General features: G+C 62.0%; 22 protein-coding genes and 1 other RNA gene. 12 read left to right on the top strand and 11 right to left on the bottom strand.

Annotated elements, in window-relative coordinates; all coding sequences use genetic code 11:
- Positions 1 to 15 precede the first annotated feature (15 nt).
- Entirely contained in the window at positions 16 to 1,482 is a 1,467-nt protein-coding gene (ubiD, locus tag KUA23_RS28960) for a 4-hydroxy-3-polyprenylbenzoate decarboxylase (RefSeq protein ID WP_003176824.1), read from the top strand.
- Positions 1,482 to 2,450, top strand: a complete 969-nt coding sequence (locus tag KUA23_RS28955; RefSeq protein WP_078050655.1) for a CDP-6-deoxy-delta-3,4-glucoseen reductase — start codon at positions 1,482 to 1,484, stop codon at positions 2,448 to 2,450. Before ubiD ends, KUA23_RS28955 begins: the two co-directional genes overlap by 1 nt.
- Before the next feature lie 98 nt (positions 2,451 to 2,548).
- On the opposite strand, the gene KUA23_RS28950 is transcribed toward KUA23_RS28955, so the two are convergent.
- Complete coding sequence (locus KUA23_RS28950) at positions 2,549 to 3,031, bottom strand: sn-glycerol-3-phosphate transporter (RefSeq protein WP_078050654.1); 483 nt, start codon at positions 3,029 to 3,031, stop codon at positions 2,549 to 2,551.
- Between the two features lie 328 nt (positions 3,032 to 3,359).
- Here KUA23_RS28950 and KUA23_RS28945 point away from each other — a divergent pair, with 328 nt between their 5' ends.
- Both KUA23_RS28945 and KUA23_RS28940 read left to right on the top strand, forming a co-directional pair.
- On the top strand, positions 3,360 to 5,747 hold the full coding sequence (locus KUA23_RS28945; RefSeq protein WP_252993212.1) for a TonB-dependent receptor plug domain-containing protein: 2,388 nt from the start codon (positions 3,360 to 3,362) through the stop codon (positions 5,745 to 5,747).
- 26 nt (positions 5,748 to 5,773) lie between these two features.
- The gene (locus KUA23_RS28940; protein WP_099493183.1) at positions 5,774 to 6,427 is read left to right on the top strand and encodes a gamma-glutamylcyclotransferase; all 654 of its coding nucleotides are present in this window, start codon (positions 5,774 to 5,776) and stop codon (positions 6,425 to 6,427) included.
- Here the strand turns inward: KUA23_RS28940 and glpT are convergent.
- On the bottom strand, positions 6,424 to 7,761 hold the full coding sequence (gene glpT, locus KUA23_RS28935) for a glycerol-3-phosphate transporter (protein WP_025857408.1): 1,338 nt from the start codon (positions 7,759 to 7,761) through the stop codon (positions 6,424 to 6,426). The genes KUA23_RS28940 and glpT overlap by 4 nt on opposite strands.
- A 269-nt stretch (positions 7,762 to 8,030) precedes the next feature.
- Entirely contained in the window at positions 8,031 to 9,008 is a 978-nt protein-coding gene (locus KUA23_RS28930; RefSeq protein WP_099493182.1) for an NADPH:quinone oxidoreductase family protein, read from the bottom strand.
- A gap of 150 nt (positions 9,009 to 9,158) precedes the next feature.
- On the opposite strand from KUA23_RS28930, the gene KUA23_RS28925 reads away from it, so the two are divergent.
- Positions 9,159 to 9,566, top strand: coding sequence for a flagellar basal body-associated protein FliL (locus KUA23_RS28925; protein WP_015886451.1), 408 nt, complete (start codon positions 9,159 to 9,161; stop codon positions 9,564 to 9,566).
- 97 nt (positions 9,567 to 9,663) lie between these two features.
- On the opposite strand, the gene KUA23_RS28920 is transcribed toward KUA23_RS28925, so the two are convergent.
- The 4 genes from KUA23_RS28920 to KUA23_RS28905 all read right to left on the bottom strand — a co-directional run bounded on the left by KUA23_RS28920 (position 9,664) and on the right by KUA23_RS28905 (position 14,980).
- Complete coding sequence (locus KUA23_RS28920; protein WP_252993211.1) at positions 9,664 to 10,782, bottom strand: ABC transporter permease; 1,119 nt, start codon at positions 10,780 to 10,782, stop codon at positions 9,664 to 9,666.
- Positions 10,782 to 13,499 (bottom strand): ribosome-associated ATPase/putative transporter RbbA, encoded by a 2,718-nt coding sequence (gene rbbA, locus KUA23_RS28915; protein ID WP_252993210.1) that lies wholly within the window; start codon positions 13,497 to 13,499, stop codon positions 10,782 to 10,784. Before rbbA ends, KUA23_RS28920 begins: the two co-directional genes overlap by 1 nt.
- Positions 13,496 to 14,461, bottom strand: coding sequence for an HlyD family secretion protein (locus KUA23_RS28910; protein ID WP_078050649.1), 966 nt, complete (start codon positions 14,459 to 14,461; stop codon positions 13,496 to 13,498). Before KUA23_RS28910 ends, rbbA begins: the two co-directional genes overlap by 4 nt.
- 69 nt (positions 14,462 to 14,530) lie before the next feature.
- Positions 14,531 to 14,980 (bottom strand): EVE domain-containing protein, encoded by a 450-nt coding sequence (locus KUA23_RS28905; RefSeq protein WP_025857402.1) that lies wholly within the window; start codon positions 14,978 to 14,980, stop codon positions 14,531 to 14,533.
- 195 nt (positions 14,981 to 15,175) lie between these two features.
- On the opposite strand from KUA23_RS28905, the gene KUA23_RS28900 reads away from it, so the two are divergent.
- Positions 15,176 to 15,325 (top strand): hypothetical protein, encoded by a 150-nt coding sequence (locus KUA23_RS28900; RefSeq protein ID WP_164299887.1) that lies wholly within the window; start codon positions 15,176 to 15,178, stop codon positions 15,323 to 15,325.
- Between the two features lie 7 nt (positions 15,326 to 15,332).
- On the opposite strand, the gene KUA23_RS28895 is transcribed toward KUA23_RS28900, so the two are convergent.
- The 4 genes from KUA23_RS28895 to KUA23_RS28880 all read right to left on the bottom strand — a co-directional run bounded on the left by KUA23_RS28895 (position 15,333) and on the right by KUA23_RS28880 (position 16,752).
- A complete protein-coding gene (locus KUA23_RS28895) occupies positions 15,333 to 15,962 on the bottom strand; it encodes a 5-formyltetrahydrofolate cyclo-ligase (RefSeq protein ID WP_252993209.1) in 630 nt (209 codons plus the stop codon).
- Between the two features lie 57 nt (positions 15,963 to 16,019).
- A non-coding RNA gene (ssrS, locus tag KUA23_RS28890) (6S RNA) lies at positions 16,020 to 16,198 on the bottom strand.
- A gap of 30 nt (positions 16,199 to 16,228) precedes the next feature.
- Complete coding sequence (locus KUA23_RS28885) at positions 16,229 to 16,546, bottom strand: cell division protein ZapA (protein WP_003176812.1); 318 nt, start codon at positions 16,544 to 16,546, stop codon at positions 16,229 to 16,231.
- Positions 16,543 to 16,752: a TIGR02449 family protein gene (locus KUA23_RS28880; protein WP_007982902.1), complete on the bottom strand. Its 210-nt coding sequence runs from the start codon at positions 16,750 to 16,752 to the stop codon at positions 16,543 to 16,545. The genes KUA23_RS28885 and KUA23_RS28880 overlap by 4 nt, the downstream gene beginning before the upstream one ends.
- 138 nt (positions 16,753 to 16,890) lie before the next feature.
- Between KUA23_RS28880 and KUA23_RS28875 the strand changes: the two genes are divergently transcribed.
- The 6 genes from KUA23_RS28875 to KUA23_RS28850 all read left to right on the top strand — a co-directional run bounded on the left by KUA23_RS28875 (position 16,891) and on the right by KUA23_RS28850 (position 22,845).
- A complete protein-coding gene (locus KUA23_RS28875; protein WP_078050646.1) occupies positions 16,891 to 17,448 on the top strand; it encodes a YecA/YgfB family protein in 558 nt (185 codons plus the stop codon).
- Between the two features lie 20 nt (positions 17,449 to 17,468).
- Positions 17,469 to 18,791 (top strand): Xaa-Pro aminopeptidase, encoded by a 1,323-nt coding sequence (gene pepP / locus KUA23_RS28870; RefSeq protein ID WP_078050645.1) that lies wholly within the window; start codon positions 17,469 to 17,471, stop codon positions 18,789 to 18,791.
- The gene (gene ubiH, locus KUA23_RS28865) at positions 18,788 to 19,975 is read left to right on the top strand and encodes a 2-octaprenyl-6-methoxyphenyl hydroxylase (RefSeq protein ID WP_078050644.1); all 1,188 of its coding nucleotides are present in this window, start codon (positions 18,788 to 18,790) and stop codon (positions 19,973 to 19,975) included. The genes pepP and ubiH overlap by 4 nt, the downstream gene beginning before the upstream one ends.
- Positions 19,968 to 20,453 carry a DUF4442 domain-containing protein gene (locus tag KUA23_RS28860; protein ID WP_078050643.1) on the top strand — a complete coding sequence of 162 codons (486 nt, stop codon included), beginning with the start codon at positions 19,968 to 19,970 and terminating at the stop codon, positions 20,451 to 20,453. Before ubiH ends, KUA23_RS28860 begins: the two co-directional genes overlap by 8 nt.
- Positions 20,454 to 20,462: 9 nt before the next feature.
- Complete coding sequence (locus tag KUA23_RS28855; RefSeq protein WP_177409536.1) at positions 20,463 to 21,680, top strand: 2-octaprenyl-3-methyl-6-methoxy-1,4-benzoquinol hydroxylase; 1,218 nt, start codon at positions 20,463 to 20,465, stop codon at positions 21,678 to 21,680.
- Between the two features lie 160 nt (positions 21,681 to 21,840).
- Positions 21,841 to 22,845, top strand: coding sequence for an extracellular solute-binding protein (locus tag KUA23_RS28850; protein ID WP_078050641.1), 1,005 nt, complete (start codon positions 21,841 to 21,843; stop codon positions 22,843 to 22,845).
- The last annotated feature ends 14 nt before the right edge of the window (positions 22,846 to 22,859 follow it).

The raw sequence follows: 22,859 nt of genomic DNA, 5'->3' as shown, positions 1-22,859 counted from the left end.
CGGGTGGCATGGTTAATGAAATTCAAGGATCTTCGGGATTTCGTGCAGCAACTTGAGCAGCGCGGAGAGTTGAAACGTATCCAGATGCCGATTTCCCCGGTGCTGGAAATGACTGAGATTTGCGACCGTACCCTGCGTAACAAGGGCCCGGCGCTGCTGTTCGAGAACCCGACCGGCTTTGATATCCCGGTGCTCGGCAACCTGTTCGGTACCCCCGAGCGCGTGGCCTTTGGCATGGGCGCCGAGTCGGTCAGCGAACTGCGCGAGATCGGCAAGCTGCTGGCCTTCCTCAAGGAACCCGAGCCGCCCAAGGGGCTCAAGGATGCCTGGTCGAAGCTGCCGATCTTCCGCAAGATCATTGCCATGGCCCCCAAGGTGGTCAAGGACGCGGTGTGCCAAGAGGTGGTCATCGAGGGCGATGATGTCGACCTCGCCATGCTGCCCGTGCAGACCTGCTGGCCCGGCGATGTTGGCCCGCTGATCACGTGGGGCCTGACCGTCACCAAAGGCCCGAACAAGGACCGCCAGAACCTCGGTATCTACCGCCAGCAAGTGATCGGCCGCAACAAGGTGATCATGCGCTGGCTGAGCCACCGTGGCGGCGCGCTGGATTTTCGCGAGTGGTGCGAGAAACACCCTGGCAAACCATTCCCGGTCTCCGTGGCCCTGGGTGCCGACCCGGCTACCATCCTCGGTGCCGTGACCCCGGTGCCTGACAGCCTGTCCGAATACGCCTTCGCCGGCCTGCTGCGCGGTAACCGCACCGAACTGGTGAAATGCCGTGGCAACGACCTGCAAGTGCCGGCCACCGCCGAGATCATCCTTGAGGGTGTGATTCATCCGGGCGAGATGGCCGATGAAGGCCCCTACGGCGACCACACCGGCTACTACAACGAAGTCGACAGCTTTCCGGTGTTCACCGTCGAGCGCATCACCCATCGGATCAAGCCGATCTACCACAGCACCTACACTGGCCGTCCACCGGATGAGCCGGCGATTCTCGGCGTGGCGCTCAATGAAGTGTTCGTGCCGATCCTGCAGAAGCAGTTCCCGGAGATCACCGACTTCTACCTGCCGCCCGAAGGCTGCTCGTACCGCATGGCCATCGTGACCATGAAAAAGTCGTACCCCGGCCATGCCAAGCGGGTAATGCTCGGTGTGTGGTCGTTTTTGCGACAGTTCATGTACACCAAGTTCGTTATCGTCACCGACGACGACATCAACGCCCGCGACTGGAACGACGTGATCTGGGCCATCACCACACGCATGGACCCCAAGCGTGACACGGTGATGATCGACAACACGCCGATCGACTACCTCGACTTCGCCTCGCCGGTGTCGGGCCTGGGCTCGAAGATGGGCCTGGACGCTACCCACAAATGGCCGGGTGAAACCACCCGCGAGTGGGGCCGGGTGATCGTCAAGGATGAAGCCGTCACCGCCCGTGTCGATGCGATCTGGAAAGAATTGGGAATAGATTGATGCGTGTAACCCTGCAACCTTCCGGCGCCGTGCTGGAGCTGGTCCCTGGCGAGCGAATCCTCGAAGGCGCGCGCCGCCTGGGCTACGAATGCCCCCAGGCCTGTCGCAATGGCGTTTGCCATGTGTGCGCCGCGCTGTTGGTGGAGGGCCGGGTGCAGCAAGCCGGGGAAGTGCGTGACCATGGTGAGTTCTACACCTGCATTGCCGAGCCGCTGGAAGATTGCGTGGTGTTGTGGGATGGCGTGCTGGCGCCGGGAGAGTTGCCGTTGCGCAAATTGTCGTGCCAATTGAGTGAATGCGTAGAGGTCGGTGGCGATGTGTGGCGTGTGCGCCTGCGCGCGCCGGCCGGCAAGGCGGTGCGTTACCACGCCGGTCAGTACCTGATGATCGAGCGCGAGAACGGCGAGAAGTCGGCATTCTCCCTGGCCTCGGCACCCCATGCGGGGCGCGAGCTGGAGCTGCATGTGCTGGTGCGTGAAGACAGCGCGCGCAGCCTGCTGGAGCAACTGCAGCGCAACCAGATGGCCCGCGTCGAGCTGCCATTTGGCGACACCCACCTGGCCGAACTGCCGGATGGGCCGCTGGTGTTGATCGCTGCTGGCACCGGCATGGCGCAGATGCACAGCCTGATCGAACATTGCCGCGCGTCCGGCTTCAAGCACCCGGTGCACCTGTACTGGGGCGTGCGTCGCCCGGAAGACTTCTACGAGATCGAGCACTGGGACCAGTGGCTGCAACTGCCCAACCTGTTCCTGCATAAAGTCGTCAGTGACTTGTGCGGCTGGGAAGGGCGCTGCGGGTTGCTGCATGAAGCGGTGTGCGAAGACATCAGCGACCTCAAGTCGGTGCACGTCTACGCCAGCGGCTCACCGGCGATGATCTACGGCACCCTGGACGCACTGGTCGACGCCGGCATGGATGCACACCAGATGCGCGCCGACGTGTTTGCCTACGCCCCACGTCCCTGACGCCGAGCCCCTTTGTAGGCGCCGGCTTGCCGGCGCTGTCAGCCAACACCGCTGTCGCAGGCAAGCCAGCGCCCACAGTAGACCGTGCCGTGTCAGTGTCAGAACCGTACGCCGGTCGTCACCATTGCCGCATTGAACCCCAGCAACACCAACTCCGCCGCCACCGGCCCGTAATGCGTGCCCACCGACGGAATGATCACCGGCGCCACGCCGAAACGGTTCAACGGTATCTTGTCGCGGTACTTGCCGCGATAACCCTGGATCGCCCCGCCCGTCAGCTTCAAATACACCGGATAGTCGGCCATGTCGTAGCGTTTTCCCGCATACGCATAGTACGAGCGCTGCCGGAACGAGTTGCGAAACGTCGCCCCGCCATACACAAAACCTGAGGCTTCATTGCGCTCCAGGCCGATCAGGTCCTGGTTGTTGTTGTGCTCCGGATCGGGCGCGAAGTGCCGGGTGTAGACGCTGGTCTGCGCGTACCAGAAGCCTTTGTCGTCTTCAGTCGCTGGCGCTTCGCCCGCCAGGGCAGTGGTGGCCTGGGCCAGGAACAGCAGGCCAGGCAGTCGGAATTTCTTCATGGATGCGACCTCGATAGTCGGTTTGGTAGGCGGCTAGGTGGGTCGTGACCGGTGCGCCATTTTGACGGCTTGGCGCGCTCCCAGGCTGAACCGGGGCTGAAAGTAGCGAAATTGCCTCACGCAATCCTGACGAATGGACGGGTTTGCTTATGCATTCACTTATGCTTTAAAGGTATTTAATTTGTTACATAAATATCATTAAGCTATATCGCAACGGACTACCGACTCATTCACAACCACCAACAACTGACCGCCACCGCCCGCCAGCCGGATCGATCGTATGAACCCAGAGCACGAGGTTCTGGGTTTTGAATCCAAGGGGAGCGGTATGGGGAGCTACAAGCAACACGCGCTGTACACGGCGATTTTGTCGGCCAATTTGCTGACCGCCGTGGGTTTCAATCCAGTCTTCGCGGCCGAAACGACCGCCACCGATGCACCCAAGCTCGACACCGTGATCGTCACCGGCACCCGTGCCCAAGAGCGCACGGCCAGTGCGTCGCTGTCGCCTATCGATGTGATTTCTGGCGATACCCTGCGCAGTACCGGCTCCGACGAGTTGGGCGCGGTATTGGCGCGGCTGATTCCATCGATCAACTTCCCACGCCCAAGCCTGGTGGATGGTGCCGAACTGGTGCGCCCCGCGCAGTTGCGCGGCCTGTCGCCGGATCAGGTGCTGGTGCTGGTCAATGGCAAGCGTCGCCACACCAGTGCGTTCGTCAACCTTGGCGGGGCGGTGGGTCGTGGCTCTGCCCCGGCGGACTTGAACGCGATTCCGCTGTCGGCAGTGGACCATATCGAAGTGCTGCGCGACGGCGCCTCGGCCCGCTATGGCTCCGATGCGATTGCCGGGGTGATCAACGTGATCCTCAAGCATGCCGACCATGGCGGCTCGATCTCCTCCAAGTTCGGCGAATACAAGAAGGGCGACGGTATCCAGCGTAATGTCAGCGGCAATACCGGCCTGGCGTTGGGCGACAACGGCTTTATCAACCTGTCGGCCGAGGGCGCTGACAATGACTACACCAACCGCGCCGGCGATGATTACCGCCCGGCCAGTATCGGCTCCACTACCTACGGCCAGCGCGTGTTCCGTCAGGGCGAGCCGGCCACCAATGAAGGCAAGTTCCAGTTCAACTCGGAATATGCCTTCAACGATGCGGCCGAGTTCTACACCTTTGGTGGCTACAGCAAGCGGCGCGGCGAGACGGCGGCGTTCTACCGGGCGAGCAACGCTTCCAACAACATCCCGGCGCTCAATCCCAACGGCTACCTGCCGCTGATCAAGGGCAACCTGGAAGACACCTCGCTGGTGGTGGGCCTGCGTGGCTTGCTGGCCTACGACTGGCATTACGACCTGTCGGCCAACTACGGCAAGAATCAGTACGAGCTGAGCACCGAAACCATCAATACCTCCCTGGGTCTGGCCACGCCGCGCAAGTTCGACAACGGCACCCTGAGCAACGACCAGAAGCAAGTCAGCCTGGACCTGTCTCGTGAATTCGACGTGGGCTTCCTGCCGTACCCGGTTTCCGTGGCCTTTGGCGGCGAATACCTGCACCAGGGCTATGAAATTGAAGCCGGTGAGCCGGCGTCCTACTACCAGACCGGCAGCTCGGGCTTGGGCGGCTTCCGCGATGCCGATGCCGGCACCAGCACGCGGCACAACTGGGCTCAGTACCTGGACCTGGAAACCAACTTCACCGAGAAACTCAGTGCCTCGGCCGCCGTGCGCCATGAGGACTACAGTGACTTTGGCTCCAACGTCAGTGGCTCATTGTCGGCGCGCTACGACTTCACTCCACAAGTGGCCCTGCGCGGCAGTATCTCCAATGGGTTCCGCGCGCCGTCCCTGGCCCAGCAGAATTTTGCCTACACCTCATCGCAGTTGATCGGCAGCACCATCCAGGAAGCGGGCACCTTCCCGGCCAACAGTCAGGTGGCTCGCTTGCTGGGCGCCGAAGACCTCAAGGCGGAAAAGTCACGCAACTACAGCCTTGGCCTGGTGCTGGAACCTGCCGATGACCTGACCGTGACCGTCGACGTGTACCGCATCGACATCCGTGACCGCATCAGCCTGTCGTCAAACCTCAACCTCAACCCGGCGGCGATTGCCTACCTGCAAGCCAACGGGGTGGGCAACATCAACTACACCAGCGCCCGCTACTTCACCAATGCCACCGATACCAGTACCGATGGCGTCGACCTCGTGGCCAACTATCGCTACCAGTTCGACAACGGCATTCGCTGGAACAGTACCGTGGGCTACAACTACAACCACACCAAGGTCACCGACGTGAAAGCCAACCCGGCGATCCTCGACAGCCTGGGTGTGAACCTGCTGCGGGTGGACCGTCGCGAGAAAAGCGGTTTGCTGGGCGATACCACGCCCGAGCACAAGCTGAGCCTGGGTAACGACTTCACGTTTGGCAATTGGGCGCTGCACAGCAACCTGGTGCGCTATGGTGAATTCACCAGCTACCAGGCAACCAAGGTCAACGACCAGACCTTCAAAGCTGCGTGGGTGTTGGACTTGTCGGCGGACTACAAGTTGAAGAATTGGACCTTCACCCTCGGCGGCGACAACGTCACCGATAAATACCCGGAGAAGGTCAATGCCTTCGCCAGCAGTGGTGGCAATTTGGCCTATAGCACTTTTTCGCCGTACGGTTACAGCGGCGCGTTCTATTACGGTAAAGTTGCCTATAACTGGTAAAGCACAGGAGACCTAAGCGATCCGCCATGACCGTTATTGAATCCGATCTTTTGCAATTGGCTTACCCTCCGCGGCTCGATCTTGGGCCGCAACTCACTCACGAACAGTTGATGAGCTCGATGCAGGCCACCATGGCCCAGCATAAGGGTGGGCCGGTCTGGCTTTTCGCTTATGGTTCGCTGATCTGGCGCCCTGAATGCTCGTCGACCGAGAGGCGGCGGGCACGGGTTCACGGTTATCACCGGGGCCTGTACCTGTGGTCCCACGAGCATCGGGGTACGCCGGAGTTGCCAGGGTTGGTCTTTGGCCTGGATCGCGGTGGCTCTTGCAGCGGGTTCGCCTACCGCTTGCCGGAGGATCAACTGGAGGCCTCGCTTTACGCTTTATGGCAACGCGAGATGCCTTACCCTTCCTACCGGCCACACTGGCTCAGCTGCCGCCTGGAAGATGGCACTACCGTGCAGGCGTTGGGGTTTGTCTTGGAGCGGCACTTGCCCAGCTACGCCGGTAACTTGCCCGACATTGTGCTGAACCATGTGCTGCAAAGCGCTTGCGGGCGTTACGGCACCACTCGCGATTATGTCGAGCAGACCGTCAACGCCCTGCGTAGCCACGCCATGCCAGACAAGAATCTGGAGGCGCGGCTCAAGCGCTGTGCAAAGGATTGCCCGGGCGGTTAACGCGCCGAGCTGACGCTGTTGGTGTGCCACAGCGTCGGGATCAGGAAGGCGATCGCCAGCAGGCACGCACCGATCAGCAGCACGAAACCACCGTCCCAGCCGAAATGGTCCACGGTGTAGCCCATGGCCGCACTGGCCGCCACCGAACCACCCAGGTAACCGAACAGGCCGGTAAAGCCCGCAGCCGTACCCGCAGCTTTCTTCGGAGCCAACTCCAGCGCCTGCAGGCCGATCAGCATCACCGGGCCGTAGATCAGGAAGCCGATGGAGAACAACGCGATCATGTCGATCATTGGGTTGCCCGGCGGGTTGAGCCAGTACACCAGGGTCGCCACGGTCACCAGCGCCATGAACACGATGCCGGTCAGGCCACGGTTGCCACGGAAGATCTTGTCCGACATCCAGCCGCACAGCAGCGTGCCCGGGATACCGGCCCACTCATAGAAGAAGTACGCCCACGACGATTTATCCACAGTGAAGTGCTTGGCTTCTTTCAGGTAGGTCGGTGCCCAGTCCAGTACGCCGTAGCGCAGCAGGTAGACAAACACGTTGGCGAAGGCGATGTACCACAGCATTTTGTTGCGCAGCACGTACTTGACGAAGATTTCCTTGGCGCTGAATTCGTCTTCGTGGCTGGCGTCGTAGCCTTCCGGGTAGTCGTTCTTGTACTGCTCGATCGGGGGCAGGCCCACCGATTGCGGGGTGTCGCGCATGGTGATGAAGGCAAACGCCGCCACCAGCAAGGCCACGGTGGCCGGTACGTAGAACGCGGCATGCCAGTCGTTGAACCAGGCCATGCCGAGCAGGAACAGCGGGCCGATCAGGCCGCCGCCGACGTTGTGGGCCACGTTCCACACCGACACCACGCCGCCGCGTTCCTTCTGCGACCACCAGTGCACCATGGTGCGTCCGCTCGGCGGCCAGCCCATGCCCTGGGCCCAGCCGTTGATGAACAGCAAAATGAACATCATGGTCACGCTGGACGTCGCCCAAGGTGCGAAACCGAAAATGAACATCACACCGGCCGAAACCAGCAGGCCGAAGGGCAGGAAGTAGCGGGGGTTGGAGCGGTCGGACACCAGGCCCATGAGGAACTTGGACAGGCCGTAGGCAATCGCGATGGCCGACATTGCCAGGCCCAGTTCGCCACGGGTGTAACCCTCGTCGATCAAGTAGGGCATGGCCAGGGAGAAGTTCTTGCGCAGCAGGTAGTACCCGGCATAACCGAAGAAAATACCGGCGAAGATCTGCCAGCGCAGACGTCGATAGGTGCTGTCTATTTTTTCTTCAGGCAGGGGCGCCTGGTGTGCGGCAGGTCGAAAGAAAGCAAACATTCAAGAGCTCCAAATTTCTTGTTTTGACTGCGGATGCGAATGTTACAGTTTCGTTACCGAAAATAGCATCGCCTCTTATCTGCAAACACAGGAAATGAGCGCTATTGCATGTTCTCTTATGAACATGTCGCGAATAGATAAGTGGTGGTCGTGAATAAATCTGTAGGCACCGGCTTGCCGGCGATGGCGGTGCTCAGGTTCATTTGTAGCAGCTGGCCCACCGCTATCGCAGGCAAGCCAGCTCCCACAACGATTGCATTTCAGGTGTGTTATCGGGTTTGGACAACCACTTTACCGACCGCCTTACGCTGCCCCAGGTCGTTGATCGCTTGGGCGGCTTGTTCCAGCGGATACACCTGCGACACCAGTGGCTTGAGCTTGCCTTCACCGTACCACGTGAACAATTGCTGGAAGTTCGCCGCATTGTCCTGCGGCTGGCGCTGGGCGAACGAGCCCCAGAACACTCCAACCACTGCCGCGCCCTTGAGCAACGCCAGGTTTACCGGCAGCTCAGGAATGCGCCCGCTGGCAAACCCCACCACCAGCAGGCGGCCGTTCCAGGCGATGGCGCGAATGGCCTGGTCAAACAGGTCGCCACCCACCGGGTCGTAGATCACATCGGCGCCGTTGCCGTCGGTGAGGCGCTTGATCTCGTCTTTCAGGCTGGCTTCGCTGTAGTTGATCAGCTCATCGGCGCCGGCGGCCTTGGCCACCGCGAGTTTGTCGGCGCTGCTGGCGGCGGCGATCACCCGCGCCCCCATGGCCTTGCCGATTTCCACGGCGGCCAGGCCCACGCCACCGGAAGCGCCGAGGACCAGCAGGGTTTCGCCGGGTTGCAGGTGGGCGCGTTGTTTCAGCGCGTGCATGGAGGTGCCGTAGGTCATGCTGAAGGCGGCAGCGGTGTTGAAGTCCATGCTCGGTGGGATCGGCAGCACATTATAGCCCGGCACCGCGACCTGCTCGGCAAAGCTGCCCCAGCCGGTCAGTGCCATGACCCGGTCACCGACTTTCAGGTGGCTGACCTTTTCCCCGACTTCACTGACCACGCCCGCCGCCTCGCCACCCGGCGAGAACGGGAAGGGCGGCTTGAACTGGTACTTGCCCTCGATGATCAGCGTGTCCGGAAAGTTGACCCCGGCAGCATGCACGTCCAGCAGGATTTCGTTCTTCTTGATCGCCGGGCTGGCGATCTCTTCCAGCACCAGGGTTTCGGCGGGGCCGAAGGCTTTGCACAGCACAGCTTTCATCGGACTATTCCTTTTGGCGTCGTGGCCGATAAGTGTAGGAGGGTACGCCCGTGGGTCAACGAGCATGCCCGGGCCTGATAAGCCGCCATAAGCTTGTGCTCTGCCTTGCTAGCGTTATGCTACCCGGCAACCGAATGTGAGGAATGAACTGTGAAAGCGTGGATCCTGTTGATGCTGGCCCTGACGTTGCCGATGGCAGCCCAGGCCGAAGAAGCCAAAGAAGGCGAGGCGCCGAAGGTCAGCTATATCAGCCTGAGCCCGCCGTTCGTGGGCAACTATGGTCTGGACGGCACCGCGAAACTCAAGGTGTTCAAGGCCGACATCGCCCTGCGCGTGACTGGCACCGAGGCGGCAGCACTGGTCAAAGCCAACGATCCATTGATCCGCAACCAGCTGGTGGCACTGTTCACCCAGCAAACCAACGAGGCCATGAGCACCGTTGAAGGCAAGGAAAAACTGCGCCAGGAAGCGTTGAAGCAAACCCAGCAAGTGATGAACGATGAGACCGGCAAGCCGGTGGTGGAAGACCTGTTGTTCAATAACCTGATCATCCAATAAGTCGCTACGCGACTATCGGGGGCAAGCCCCCTCCCACAGTTGGAAGGCGATCAAATGTGGGAGGGGGCTTGCCCCCGATGACGGCGGTACAGGCGCCTCAGGACGCCAGGCTCTTCCTGAACCGCGCCAGTGCCACGGCAAAGAACACCAACCCAACCCCCGCCAGCGCCAGCAAGTCCGGCCACACCACGCTCACGCCCGCATCACGGAACAGAATCGCCGCGCTCAAACTCACAAAGTGCGTCGACGGCGAGCCCTGCATCACCCACTGCAACCACTCGGGCATGCTGTCCAGTGGCGTACTGCCGCCCGAGAGCAGCAGCATCGGGATGATCACCGGGATCGCCAGCAGGCCGAACTGCGGCGTCGAGCGGGCGAGGGTGGCGAGGAAGATGCCCAGCGCGGTGCTGGCAAACAGGTACAGCGCCGTCACCAACAGAAACAAACTCAGCGACCCGGCCAGCGGCACGCCGAGCAAACCCTTGACCACCACTTCCAGCGACAGCCAAGTGCACAGCACCACCACCAGCATGTTGCTCCAGATTTTCGCCAGCATGATCTCCAGCGCAGTCAGCGGCAGCACCAGCAAGTGGTCGAGGGTGCCGTGCTCGCGTTCACGCAGCAGTGCGGTGCCGGTGAGGATAATGGCGAGGATGGTGATGTTGTTGACGATCTGGATCACCGCCAGAAACCAGCCGCCTTCCAGGTTGGTGTTGAACAGCGCCCGAGTGGTGAGCAGTGCGGGCGCCTGGCTGGCCACATCGGCTTGTCCGCTGTAGGTCAGCAGTTCGCGCTGGAAAATCCGCCCGATGTAGCCCGCGCCCATGAACGCCTGGCTCATCGCCGTGGCATCCACATTCACCTGCACGCCCGGCTGGCGCCCTGCCAGCAGGTCGGCCTGGAAATTCGCCGGCACATTGATCACGAAGGTGTATTTGCCGCTGTCCATGACCTTGTCCAATTGGTCGTACGCCAGCGGTGCCGGGGGCTGGAACTCCGGCGGCTGCAGCGCCTCTGCCATCTGGCGCGACAGCGAACTGTGGTCTTCATCGACAAACGCCACGCTGGCGTTGTGCACGCCGATCACCGAACCGGCGGCGGGCATATAGATGGCGACGGTGAAGGCGTAGAACAGAAACAGCAGCAACACGCTGTCGTGGCGCAGGCTGGTCAGTTCCTTGATTCCCAGGCGCAGGATATGCGCGAACTTATGCATCAGGCCTCCTGCTTCTTGAGCATGATCAGGCTCAGCCCGGTAAACCCGACAAAGAAGCCGAACAGCGCCAGGCATTGCGGCCACAACTGGCGCAGGTCCAGGGCCTTGGTGAAGGTGCCCACGGCAATATCCAGGAAGTGACCGGCCGGAAACAGCATGCCCATCAACGCCGCTGCGCCTTCCAGGGACGAGCGCGGCACAATCAGCCCGGAGAACTGGATGGTCGGCAGGCTGGTGATGATCATGGTGCCGAGGATCGCCGCGATCTGCGTACGGGTGAATGCCGAAATCAGCAGGCCCATGCTGGTGGTCGCCAGCACATACAGCAGGCCGCCGAACGCCAGCGTGAGAATGCTGCCCTTGAACGGCACACCGAATAGCCAGCGGTTCATCGCCACCAGTACTGCCAGGTTGACCAGGCTCACGGCCAGGTAGGGCGCCTGTTTGCCGAGCAAGAACTCCAGGCGGGTCAGCGGTGTGGCGTAGAAATTGGTGATCGAGCCCAGTTCCTTCTCGCGCACGATGCCGAGGGCGGTGAGCATCGCCGGGATAAACGCCAGGATCAGCGCCATCACCCCAGGGCCGATGGCGTTCACGCTGACCACGTCTTGGTTGTAGCGAAAGCGTGTTTCCAGTCTGGCGGCCGCCGGGTTGCCGCGGGGTAGGCTGCTCAGCTCGGCCAGTTGTGCCAGGTTGCCCTGGTGCACGGCCTCGACGTAGTTGCGGCTCGTTTCCGCACGAAATGGCATGCCGCCATCGAGCCACGCAGCCACTGTGGGTTGGCGCCCGGCGTACAGATCACGGCCAAAACCGGGCGGGATCTCCAGGGCCAATTTGATTTCCGAACGTTGCAGGCGCCGGTGCAGTTCATTCGAGTCCTGGATGGGCGACTGCTCGGCGAAATAGCGGGAGCTGCGAAAGGCCTCCAGGTAGGCGCGGCTTTGGGGTGTCTGGTCTTGGTCGTAGACCGCGAAGGCGAGGTTTTCCACATCCAGGGAAATGCCGTAGCCGAAGATCACCATCATGAACATCGCACCCAGCAGCGCGAAGGCCATGCGCACCTTGTCGCGCAGCAGCTCTTTGCCTTCGCGGCTGGCCACGGCTAATAGGCGGGCCAGGCTGAAACCGCGTTTGCTCACAGGCGCCGCGCTGGCTTCGCTGACGGTGTTGGCGGGTGCGGTGGGTTCGGCTTCGCCCTGGGCCTGCTCCAGGCAGGTGACGAACGCCGCTTCCAGGGTGTCGCCGTGGAATTGCCGCTGCAGCGCGTCTGGCGTATCGCAGGCGAGCACCTTGCCCGCGTGCATCAGGGAAATGCGGTCGCAGCGCTGGGCTTCGTTCATAAAGTGCGTGGACAGGAAAATCGTCACGCCTTGTTCGCGGGACAGCTCGATCAGCAACCGCCAGAAGTCATCCCGCGCGGCCGGGTCGACGCCCGACGTAGGTTCGTCGAGGATCAGCACTTCCGGGCGATGCAGCACCGCCACCGCCAATGACAAACGCTGACGCAAGCCGAGCGGCAGCTCGCCGGACGGTTGTTCGGCCACGTCACCGAGGTCGAAACGCTGGATCAGCTCATCAATGCGCGGACCGCTGTCGGCCTTGGGTAAGTCGAACAATTGCGCATGCAGCACCAGGTTCTGGCGCACGCTGAGTTCGCCATACAACGAGAAGCTTTGCGACATGAAGCCCACGCGCTTACGGGTGGCCAGGTCCTTGGCATTCACCGGGTTGCCCAGCAGCTTCGCACTGCCCTCCGTGGCCGGCATCAGCCCGGTGAGCACCTTCATGGTGGTGGTCTTGCCGCAGCCGTTGGAGCCGAGGAAGCCGAAGATCTCGCCTCGGCCAATGGCGAAGCTGACCTTGTTCACCGCCGTGAAATCGCCAAACCGCAGGGTCAGGTCATGGGCTTCGATGGCGATATCAGTGGTGGCGCTTTCTCGGGGCGGGATCACCAGCGGTTGGTTGTCGTGGGCGCTGTCGCCCTGGAAGTGGGTAAACGCCTCGTCTAATTTGCCGCTGGAGGTCGCGCCCGCCAGTTCACTGCTCAAGCCGTCCGCGATCAGCTTGCCGCGATCGAGCATCAGGCAGTGTTCGAACTGCTCGGCTTCTTCCATGTAGGCCGTGGCCACCAGCAGCGTCAGTTGCGTGCGCTCACTGCGTACGCTGTCGACCAGCTCCCAGAAACGCCGGCGTGACAGCGGGTCAACGCCGGTGGTGGGCTCGTCGAGGATCAACAGGTCCGGGTCGTGGATCAGCGCACAGCACAGGCCAAGCTTCTGCTTCATCCCCCCGGACAGCTTGCCGGCCGGGCGATTGGCAAAACGTGCGAGGTCGGTGGCCAGCAACAGGTTGTGCATGCGCTGGTCGCAATCGGCTTTTGACAGGCCGAACAGGGTGGCAAAGAAACGGATGTTTTCGCTGATGGACAGCTCGGGGTACAGGTTGCCGCCCAACCCCTGGGGCATAAAGGCAATGCGCGGGTACAGGCTGTTGCGGTGGCGGCGGTCATCGATGGCGCCGCCGAGCACCTGCAACTGGCCGTCCTGGAGCTTTTTGACCCCGGCAATCAAACCCAACAGGCTCGACTTGCCCGCGCCATCCGGGCCAATCAAGCCGCAGCGTGTACCGGCCGGCAAGCTGAAGCCGATGTCGACCAGGGCCTGCTGCTTGCCGTAGCGGTGGTTGATCCCCGTGGCCTGCAGCGCCAGGGCGGTCATTGCAGGTTGGCCGGCCAGTCAATGTCAGCCGTGCGCACATAGCCTGCGCCGGGCATGCCGGGCTTGGCCTGGGGCACGGCGCTGGGTTGGGTCAGGCGCAGTTTGACGCGGAACACCAGTTTCTGGCGTTCGTCGCGGGTTTCCACTTCCTTGGGCGTGAACTGGGATTTGGCCGCGACAAAGCTGATCTTGGCCGGCAGTGGCTGGTCGGGCAAGGCGTCGAGCAGGATGCGCGCATCGCTGCCGACGGTCAGGCGGCCGGTTACAGAGGCCGGCAGGTAGAGGTTCATGTATTGATCATTGGGATCGATCAACAGCAGTACACGGCCGCCCGCGCCCAGCACTTCACCCGGCTCGGCCAGGCGTAGCTGGATAATGCCGTCGATGGGCGCGCGCAGGCTGCTGTCATCGATCTCGCTGGTGAGCTGGGCCACTTGGGCCTCGGCGGCGCCGATGGCGGCCTTCACGGAGTTGACCTGGGCTTGCGCGGCAATCACAGCGGCATTGCCGGTATTTTGCCGTGCCTGCTGCTGATCAATCAGTTGGCTGCTGGCGAAGCCACGCTTGTACAGCTCCTGGGTGCGCTTGAGTTCCTGGTTGGCCAACAGTTGTTCGCTCTGGCGCAGTTGCACGTTGGCTTCGGCGGCGGCGAAGTTTTCCTTGGCACGCAGCACTTCGGCTTCGGCCTGGGCGCGCTGGGCTTCAAGGGTGCGGGTGTCCATGCGTGCGAGCAGTTGGCCCTTGAGCACCTTGTCGCCTTCGTCCACACGCACGTCGGCCAGGCGCCCGGGGATCTTGGCGGCGATCTGCACTTCGGTGGATTCCAGGCGGCCATTTCCCATGCTCAGGCCTTCGGGCAGGCGGTCCTGGGTGGAACGCCAGTAACCGAAGCCACCGGCACCCAGCAACAGGGCAATGAGTGCGATGGCGAAAAGGCGGGAGGTGTGGTGATTCGTTGACATGGCTGCTTCCTGCGGCATTAGCGTCCTAGTTTGAACGGTTTACCCCGGCGGGGCCTTGATACCGGTCAGTTAAAGCAAATTGAGCACGGCAGCCCATTGCTCTGGCGTGACGGCCATCACCGATAGCCGGCTGCCTTTTTGCACCAGGGGCAGCTCGGCAAGGGCAGTCTGCTGCTTCAGGTAGCCAAGGCCGAGCACCTTGGGGAAGGTCTGCACGTGCGCCACATTGATCGCACTCCACGGGTTTTTCTCCGGAGTGGCCTTGGCGTCGAAGTAATGGCTTTCTGGTTCGAGCGCGGTAGGGTCCGGGTAGGCCGCCTCGACGATTTTGCCGATGCCGGCAATACCCGGCTCCGGGCAACTGGAGTGATAGAAGAAAAACGTGTCACCCACCGCCATCGCACGCAGGAAATTGCGTGCCTGGTAGTTGCGCACCCCGTCCCAACGGGCTTCGCCGAGCTTTTCCAGGCCTTTGATAGAGAGTTCGTCGGGCTCGGATTTCATCAGCCAATAGGCCATTTTTGGGCTCCTGAAAAAGGGCGTGGGCAAGTTGTCAGGCAATTTGATGACAAACCGACAGTCGGTTGGCGCCAAGGTTTGCGTGTTGGTTCACGTTACCGCAGAATGCCGGCTTTTAAAGCTTGGCGCAGCTGCAACGGACTACTTTGGAACGTTGTTGTCATCGTGTACGAGGTGCCTGAAGGGGGGCAATCGATGCAACGTAAACCGGATTTACTATGGATTTTGGTGATTTTGTTTGGTCTGGGCGTCGTGACCACCGGGTATGCCCAAAGCTTGTGGTCGAACAAGACCGATGCTCCCGTTGAACTGGCTCAGCAGCAGCAACAACCGTTCAAGCGCTGACCCTTCTTCAAGGCGCCGCTGACTCCAGTGGCGTCTTCGCAATATACCAATGCTTATCGGTGACGGTGCCCGCCAGCGGCACATCCCAGCTTGCCTGTGCCAACCGTTCGACCTTCTGACATTCATGGGCCAGGCCCAGCAGCGTCGGCTTGCGCCACCTCTGTCGCCGCGCGAGGTAGGCCAGGCTGCGGTCGTAGAACCCGCCGCCCATGCCCAAGCGCCCTCCCGCATCATCGAACCCCACCAGCGGCAGCAACACCAGGTCCAGCGCCCAGACTTTGCGTTGGCGGCTGATATTCACCCGTGGCTCCAGGATGCGAAAGCGATTGGGCAGCAGCTTTTCCCCAGGCCTTACGCGCTGGAACACCATCTTGGTCCGCGGCCACGCGCTGAGCACCGGCAGGTAGGTGGCCTTGCCCCGGCGCTGGGCGGCGCGCAGCAGCAGGCGCGGATCGATTTCACCGTCCGTCGGTAGATACAAAGAGATATGTTTGGCCCGGCGAAACAGCGGATGCTGTGCCAGTTGCCGATACAGGCCGTGGGCGGCCTGGCGTTGCTCGCTCGGCGTGAGGGCGCGGCGGGCTTTGCGCAACATGCGTCGAAGTTGCGGACGGGAAAGCGGCGCAGGTTCGGTCATGGTTTTCGGCTCATAAAACAATGCCAGTCCGAGGACTGGCATTGAGTTTGGGAATTCAGGCTCCCCGACAGAGCCGCTGTCGACTTAGCCCTTGAACCCGAAAGTTCAAGGTGGAAGATGCAGTAGGCTTTAAGGCTTTCCGTCTAGCGGACATGCACACCAGCCCAACGTGCAACTTCCAGGGTAGTGCGAATCGGCTCAGGGACATCGCCGACTGGCAAACACGCCAGGGAGTGGGGCGAGTATACCTCAAACAGTCGCGGCAATCAGCCCTTGGGTGCGTCTGAATCGCTGGAAAGCACCAGATCGACTCGTTCCAGCAGGTCACGCACCTGCTCACGCGTCGAGCCGCTGGCCTGCACGTCGGGGCGTTCCTGCTTATGCAGTAAATCGTGGGTAATGTTCAGGGCGGCCATCACGGCGATGCGATCGGCGCCAATCACTTTGCCGCTGCTGCGGATCTCACGCATCTTGCCATCCAGGTAGCGGGCGGCGCTCACCAGGTTGTTGCGCTCTTCCTGGGGGCAGATGATCGAATACTCTTTATCGAGGATCTGCACGGTGACGCTATTGCTTGAACTCATGAGTCTTGCTCCAGGGCCTTCAGGCGCGAAATCATCGATTCGACCTTACGCCGGGCGATTTCGTTTTTTTCAATGAGGTGAGCGCGTTCCTCGCGCCAGGTCTTTTCCTGAGCTAATAGGAGTCCGTTTTGACTCTTAAGTTGCTCGACCCGAGTAATTAGCAGTTCGAGTCTGGCCATCAGCGCTTGCAGGTCGGTGTCTTCCATTGGGTTCCACTGGATTTGTCTGATGAATGGCAACTGCAGGATAAACGATCTGACGCCCTTGATAGTCTTGGTACGTCTGCCGGTGCTAGGATACAGCGCTCCATTCTAGACATTGCGCCGTCTGGCGCCTAGCTCACCATGCCCATTCAGAACTCCCCGTACGATGCTTTTTCCAAACTGCTGAGCACCAGCGGCCACCCTTGCTCGCCTGCCGAACTGCACGGCGTGCTGTTGGGTCGCAGCTGCACTGGCGTTGGCTTTGATGCCGACAACTGGCTGGCCGACGTGGCCGAGCTGCTGGAAACCGAACCGACCGAGAACGTGCGTAACGCACTGATCGGCCTGCAAGAGATGGTCAAGGGCGAGTTGACCGGTGATGACGTCACCGTGGTCCTGCTGCTGCCGACCGACGACGCGCCGCTCACCGAGCGCGCTGCCGCCCTGGGCCAATGGTGCCAGGGTTTCCTCCACGGTTTCGGCGTCAACGCCGGCGGCCTGGACCTGAGCACCGATGCCCAGGAAGTGCTGCAGGATCTGGCCGCTATCTCCCAGGTGCAAGATGCCCTGGAAGAGTCCGAGGACGGCGAAAGCGACTACATGGAAGTGATGGAATACCTGCGCGTCGCGCCGCTGCTGCTGTTCACCGAGACCAGGAAGTCCGCTGAGCCTGCTGCACCCAAGCCGTCGCTGCACTAAGAAAGGAAGCCCATCTGCCCATGATCCATATCCCCCGAGCGGAATACACCCGACGCCGCAAGGCGCTCATGGCGCAGATGGAACCCAATAGCATCGCGATCCTGCCGGCCGCCGCCGTGGCGATCCGCAACCGCGATGTCGAACATGTGTACCGTCAGGACAGTGACTTCCAGTACCTGAGCGGCTTCCCCGAGCCGGAAGCGGTGATCGTGCTGATGCCCGGTCGCCAGCACGGCGAGTACGTGCTGTTTTGCCGCGAGCGCAATGCCGAACGCGAACTGTGGGATGGCCTGCGCGCCGGTACCGAAGGCGCGATCCGTGACTTTGGCGCCGACGATGCCTTCCCCATCACCGATATCGACGACATCCTGCCCGGCCTCATTGAAGGCCGCGACCGGGTGTATTCGGCGATGGGCAGCAACGCTGAATTCGACCGACACCTGATGGAGTGGATCAACGTGATCCGCTCTAAGGCGCACCTGGGCGCCCAGCCGCCGAACGAATTCGTTGCCCTGGATCATCTGCTCCACGACATGCGCCTGTATAAATCGGCGGCAGAAGTGAAGGTGATGCGCGAGGCTGCGCGAATCTCCTGCGCCGCCCACGTGAAGGCGATGCAGGCCAGCCGCGCCGGGTTGCACGAATTCAGCCTGGAAGCCGAGCTGGATTACGAGTTTCGCAAGGGCGGCGCGAAGATGCCGGCCTATGGCTCCATCGTCGCTGCCGGGCGCAACAGCTGCATCCTGCATTACCAGCAGAATGACGCGGTGCTCAAGGACGGCGACCTGGTGCTGATCGACGCCGGTTGCGAAATCGACTGCTATGCCAGCGACATCACCCGTACCTGGCCTGTGAATGGCAAGTTTTCGCCGGAACAGAAGGCGATCTACGAGATAGTGCTGGCCTCCCAGGAAGCCGCCTTTGCCGAGATCGCGCCGAACAAACATTGGAACCAGGCGCATGAAGCGACGGTGCGTGTGATTACCTCCGGGCTGGTCGAGCTGGGGCTGCTCCAGGGTGAAGTCGACGAACTGATCGCCAGTGAAGCCTACCGTGCCTTCTACATGCACCGCGCAGGGCACTGGTTGGGCATGGATGTGCATGACGTGGGCGAGTACAAAGTGGGCGGCGAATGGCGTGTGCTGGAGGTCGGCATGGCATTGACCGTGGAGCCGGGGATCTACATTTCGCCGGACAACCAGACTGTGGCAAAGAAATGGCGTGGCATTGGCGTGCGCATCGAGGACGACGTGGTAGTGACCAAGCAAGGCTGTGAAATCCTGACCGGCGGCGTGCCCAAGACCGTCGCCGACATCGAAGCGCTGATGGCGGCTGCCCGATGAGCCGGGTCAATCTGGCGATTATCGGCGGCGGCCTGGTGGGCGCCAGCCTGGCGCTGGCGTTGCAGGCCGGGGCCAAGGCGCGTGGCTGGAAGATCGTGCTGATCGAACCTTTCGCGCCGGGCGACAGCTACCAACCGAGTTACGATGCGCGCTCTTCAGCGCTGTCCTTCGGCGCTCGGCAGATCTATCAGCGCCTGGGCCTGTGGCAGGACATTTCCCGGCGTGCCGAGCCGATCAAGCAGATCCACGTGTCGGACCGTGGAAGGTTCTCCACCGCACGTTTGTCTGCCATGGAGGAGGGCGTGCCGGCCCTCGGTTACGTGGTGGAAAACGCCTGGCTGGGCCAATGCCTGTGGCAAGGCCTGGACAAAGACGTGGTCAGCTGGCGTTGCCCGGCGGAAGTCACGCGCATGGAGCCGCTGCCCGATGGGTACCGCCTGACCCTCAACGATGAAACCGTGCTGGAGTGCGACCTCGCCGTATTGGCCGATGGTGGCCGCTCCGGGTTGCGCGAACAGCTAGGCATCGGTGTGAAAACCCGCCCGTACAACCAGAGCGCGCTGATCGCCAACATCACCCCGAGTGAATCCCATAACGGCGAAGCCTTTGAACGCTTCACCGATGAAGGCCCGATGGCCCTGCTGCCATTGCCGGACAACCGCTGCGCGCTGGTCTGGACTCGCCTCGGCATGGACGCGCAGCGCCTGGCCAGTCTCGACGAACGCAGCTTCTTGAGTGAATTGCAGGGCGTGTTCGGCTATCGCCTGGGCACCCTCAAGCAGGTTGGGGCGCGTCACCTGTATCCACTGACACTGGTGGAAGCCGAGGAACAAGTGCGTTCCCACCTGGCGGTCCTCGGCAACGCCGCCCACAGCCTGCATCCGATTGCCGGGCAGGGCTTCAACCTGTCCCTGCGTGATGCGAACGCCTTGGCCGAGGCCTTGCTGGCCGGGCCGCAAGTGCCGGGAGACTTGGCAACCTTGCAAGGCTATCGCGAGCGCCAGCGCCTGGACCAGAAACTCACCGTGGGCTTTTCCGACCAAGTGACGCGCCTGTTTGGCAGCGCCCAACCGCTGGTCGCCCTGGGCCGCAACATGGGCCTGCTGGGCCTGGACCTGCTGCCGCCGGCCAAGCGCTGGTTCGCCCGTCAGGCCATGGGCCTGGGCACGCGTCCCGATGCGTAAGTGGTTGATCGAGCGCCTGGGCAAGGCACGGTTGTTGCGTTGGATCATGACCCTGTACCCACCGTATCTGGGCGCGGGGGTCAGCGTACGGCACATGAGCGCCGATTTTCGTCACGTCAAAGTGCGCATGGGCCTGGGCTGGTACAACCGTAACTATGTCGGCACGCAATTCGGCGGCAGCTTGTATTCGATGGTTGACCCGTTCTACATGCTGATGCTGATGGAGAACCTGGGCCGCGACTACATCGTGTGGGACAAGGCCGCGAGTATCGACTTCGTTTCGCCCGGCAAAGGCCCGGTATATGCCGAATTTTCCATCGACGAGGCCTTGCTGGACGAGATCCGTCGACACACCGAAGGTGGCGAGAAGTACCTGCCCCACCTCAAGGTGCAGATTCATGACGGCTCCGGCACCCTGGTGGCGCGGGTCGACAAAACCCTTTACGTGCGGCGCAAGCCGCCAGTGAGACAGGCTTAAAGCATGGACATGCGCGCAGATGTGCTGATTGTCGGGGCCGGAATGGTCGGAAGCGCCCTGGCGCTGGCGTTGCAAGGCAGTGGCCTGCAGGTGCTGCTGCTTGATGGCAGCCCGTTGAGTGTCAAGCCGTTCGACCGTGACGCGGCCTTCGAGCCCCGGGTGAGCGCCTTGTCGGCTGCCAGCCAGCGCATCCTCGAACGCCTGGGCGTGTGGGACGGCATCGTGTCGCGGCGCGCCAGCCCCTACGGCGAGATGCAGGTGTGGGACGGCAGCGGCACCGGGCAGGTCCATTTCTCGGCGGCCAGTGTGCATGCCGACGTGCTCGGGCACATCGTCGAGAACCGCGTGGTTCAGGATGCCTTGCTCGACCGCTTGCACGACTGCGACCTGGGCCTGCTGGCCAGTGCACGCCTGGAACAGATGCGCCGCTCTGGCGATGAGTGGCTGCTGACCTTGGCCGATGGCCGCAAGCTGCGCGCGCCGCTGGTAGTGGCCGCCGATGGCGCCAACTCCGCCGTGCGCCGCCTGACCGGCACCGCGACCCGCGAATGGGATTACCTGCATAACGCCATCGTCACCAGCGTGCGCAGCAGCCAGCCGCACCAGCGCACGGCATGGCAACGGTTTACCGACACCGGCCCGCTGGCGTTTTTGCCGCTGGTGCGGGATGGGCAGGAGGATTGGTGTTCGATCGTCTGGTCGACCACGCCGGCCGAGTCTGAACGCTTGATGGCATTGGATGATGAAAGCTTTCGCCGTGAACTGGAGCGCGCCTTTGAAGGGCGGCTCGGTACGGTGCTGAGCGCCGACCCACGCGTCTGCGTGCCACTGCGCCAGCGCCATGCCAAGCGCTATGTGGCCGAAGGCCTGGCGTTGATTGGCGACGCGGCTCACGTCATCCATCCCTTGGCGGGGCAGGGTGTGAACCTGGGTTTTCTGGATGCAGCGACATTGGCTGAGGTCTTGTTGTCGGCAACCGAGCGCGGCGAGCGCCTGGCCGATGTGAAGGTGTTGAGCCGCTATGAGCGTCGACGCATGCCGCACAACCTGGCATTGATGGCGGCAATGGAAGGGTTTGAGCGACTGTTCCAGGCCGATCAACTGCCGCTGCGCTGGTTGCGTAATGCCGGATTGAAGATGGTCGACCAAATGCCCGAAGCCAAGGCAGTGTTTGTGCGCCAGGCGCTCGGGCTGAGCGGGGATCTGCCGGAGCTGGCCAAGCCCTGACATTGAATACGATCCCTGTGGGAGCCGGGCTTGCCCGGGATGAGGCCATAAGCCGCACTGCAAATCCCGGCCATGCAACATCTGGTAACGCCTCCACCAAGCGCCACTAAATGCCAGTCCTTATCATTTGCCCTCTTTTTGCAAATGAGAGACTGACCCCATGTTGGCACCCAAGCGCCTCCTGACTGCTCTGGCACTTACCCTGATCGGCAGCACCACCGTGCAGGCCGCCGACGAAGTGGTGGTCTACTCCTCGCGCATCGACGAACTGATCAAGCCGGTGTTCGATGCCTACACCAAAAAAACCGGCGTGCAGGTGAAGTTCATCACCGATAAGGAAGCCCCGCTGATGCAGCGCATCAAGGCCGAGGGCGAAAACGCCACCGCCGACCTGCTGCTCACCGTCGATGCCGGCAACCTCTGGCAGGCTGAGCAAATGGGCATCCTGCAACCGTTCACCTCCCCGGTGATCGACAAGAACATCCCCCTGCAATACCGTTCTTCCAAACACACCTGGACCGGCCTGAGCCTGCGCGCGCGGACCATCGCCTATTCCACCGACCGGGTAAAACCGGGTGACCTCACCACTTACGAAGCCCTGGCTGACAAACAGTGGGAAGGCCGCTTGTGCCTGCGCACGGCGAAAAAAGTCTACAACCAGTCGCTGACCGCCACCTTGATCGAGACCCACGGTGCGGCTAAAACCGAAGAGATCGTCAAAGGTTGGGTCAACAACCTCTCCACCGACGTGTTCTCGGATGACATCGCCGTGCTCGAAGCCATCAACGCTGGGCAGTGCGACGTGGGGATCGTCAACACCTACTACTACGGTCGCCTGCACAAGCAGAAACCGGACCTGGCCGTGAAACTGTTCTGGCCGAACCAGGGTGACCGTGGCGTGCATGTGAACCTGTCGGGCATCGGCCTGACCCAGCACGCGCCGCACCCGGAAGCGGCCAAGGCGCTGGTGGAGTGGATGACCACGCCTGAGGCGCAGAAGATCTTTGCCGACGTGAACCAGGAATTCCCGGCCAATCCAGCGGTACCGCCGTCGGCCGAAGTGGCGACCTGGGGCAAGTTCGTGGCGGACACCTTGCCGGTGGAAGTGGCGGGCAAGCGCCAGGCCGAGGCGATCCGGTTGATGGATCGGGCTGGCTGGAACTAAGTACAATCTGCAGG

The organism is Pseudomonas pergaminensis (genome assembly GCF_024112395.2).
Lineage (GTDB): Bacteria > Pseudomonadota > Gammaproteobacteria > Pseudomonadales > Pseudomonadaceae > Aquipseudomonas > Aquipseudomonas pergaminensis.
Note: the sequence above shows the minus strand (reverse complement) of the source record. Positions and strands in the feature narration are given on the sequence as shown.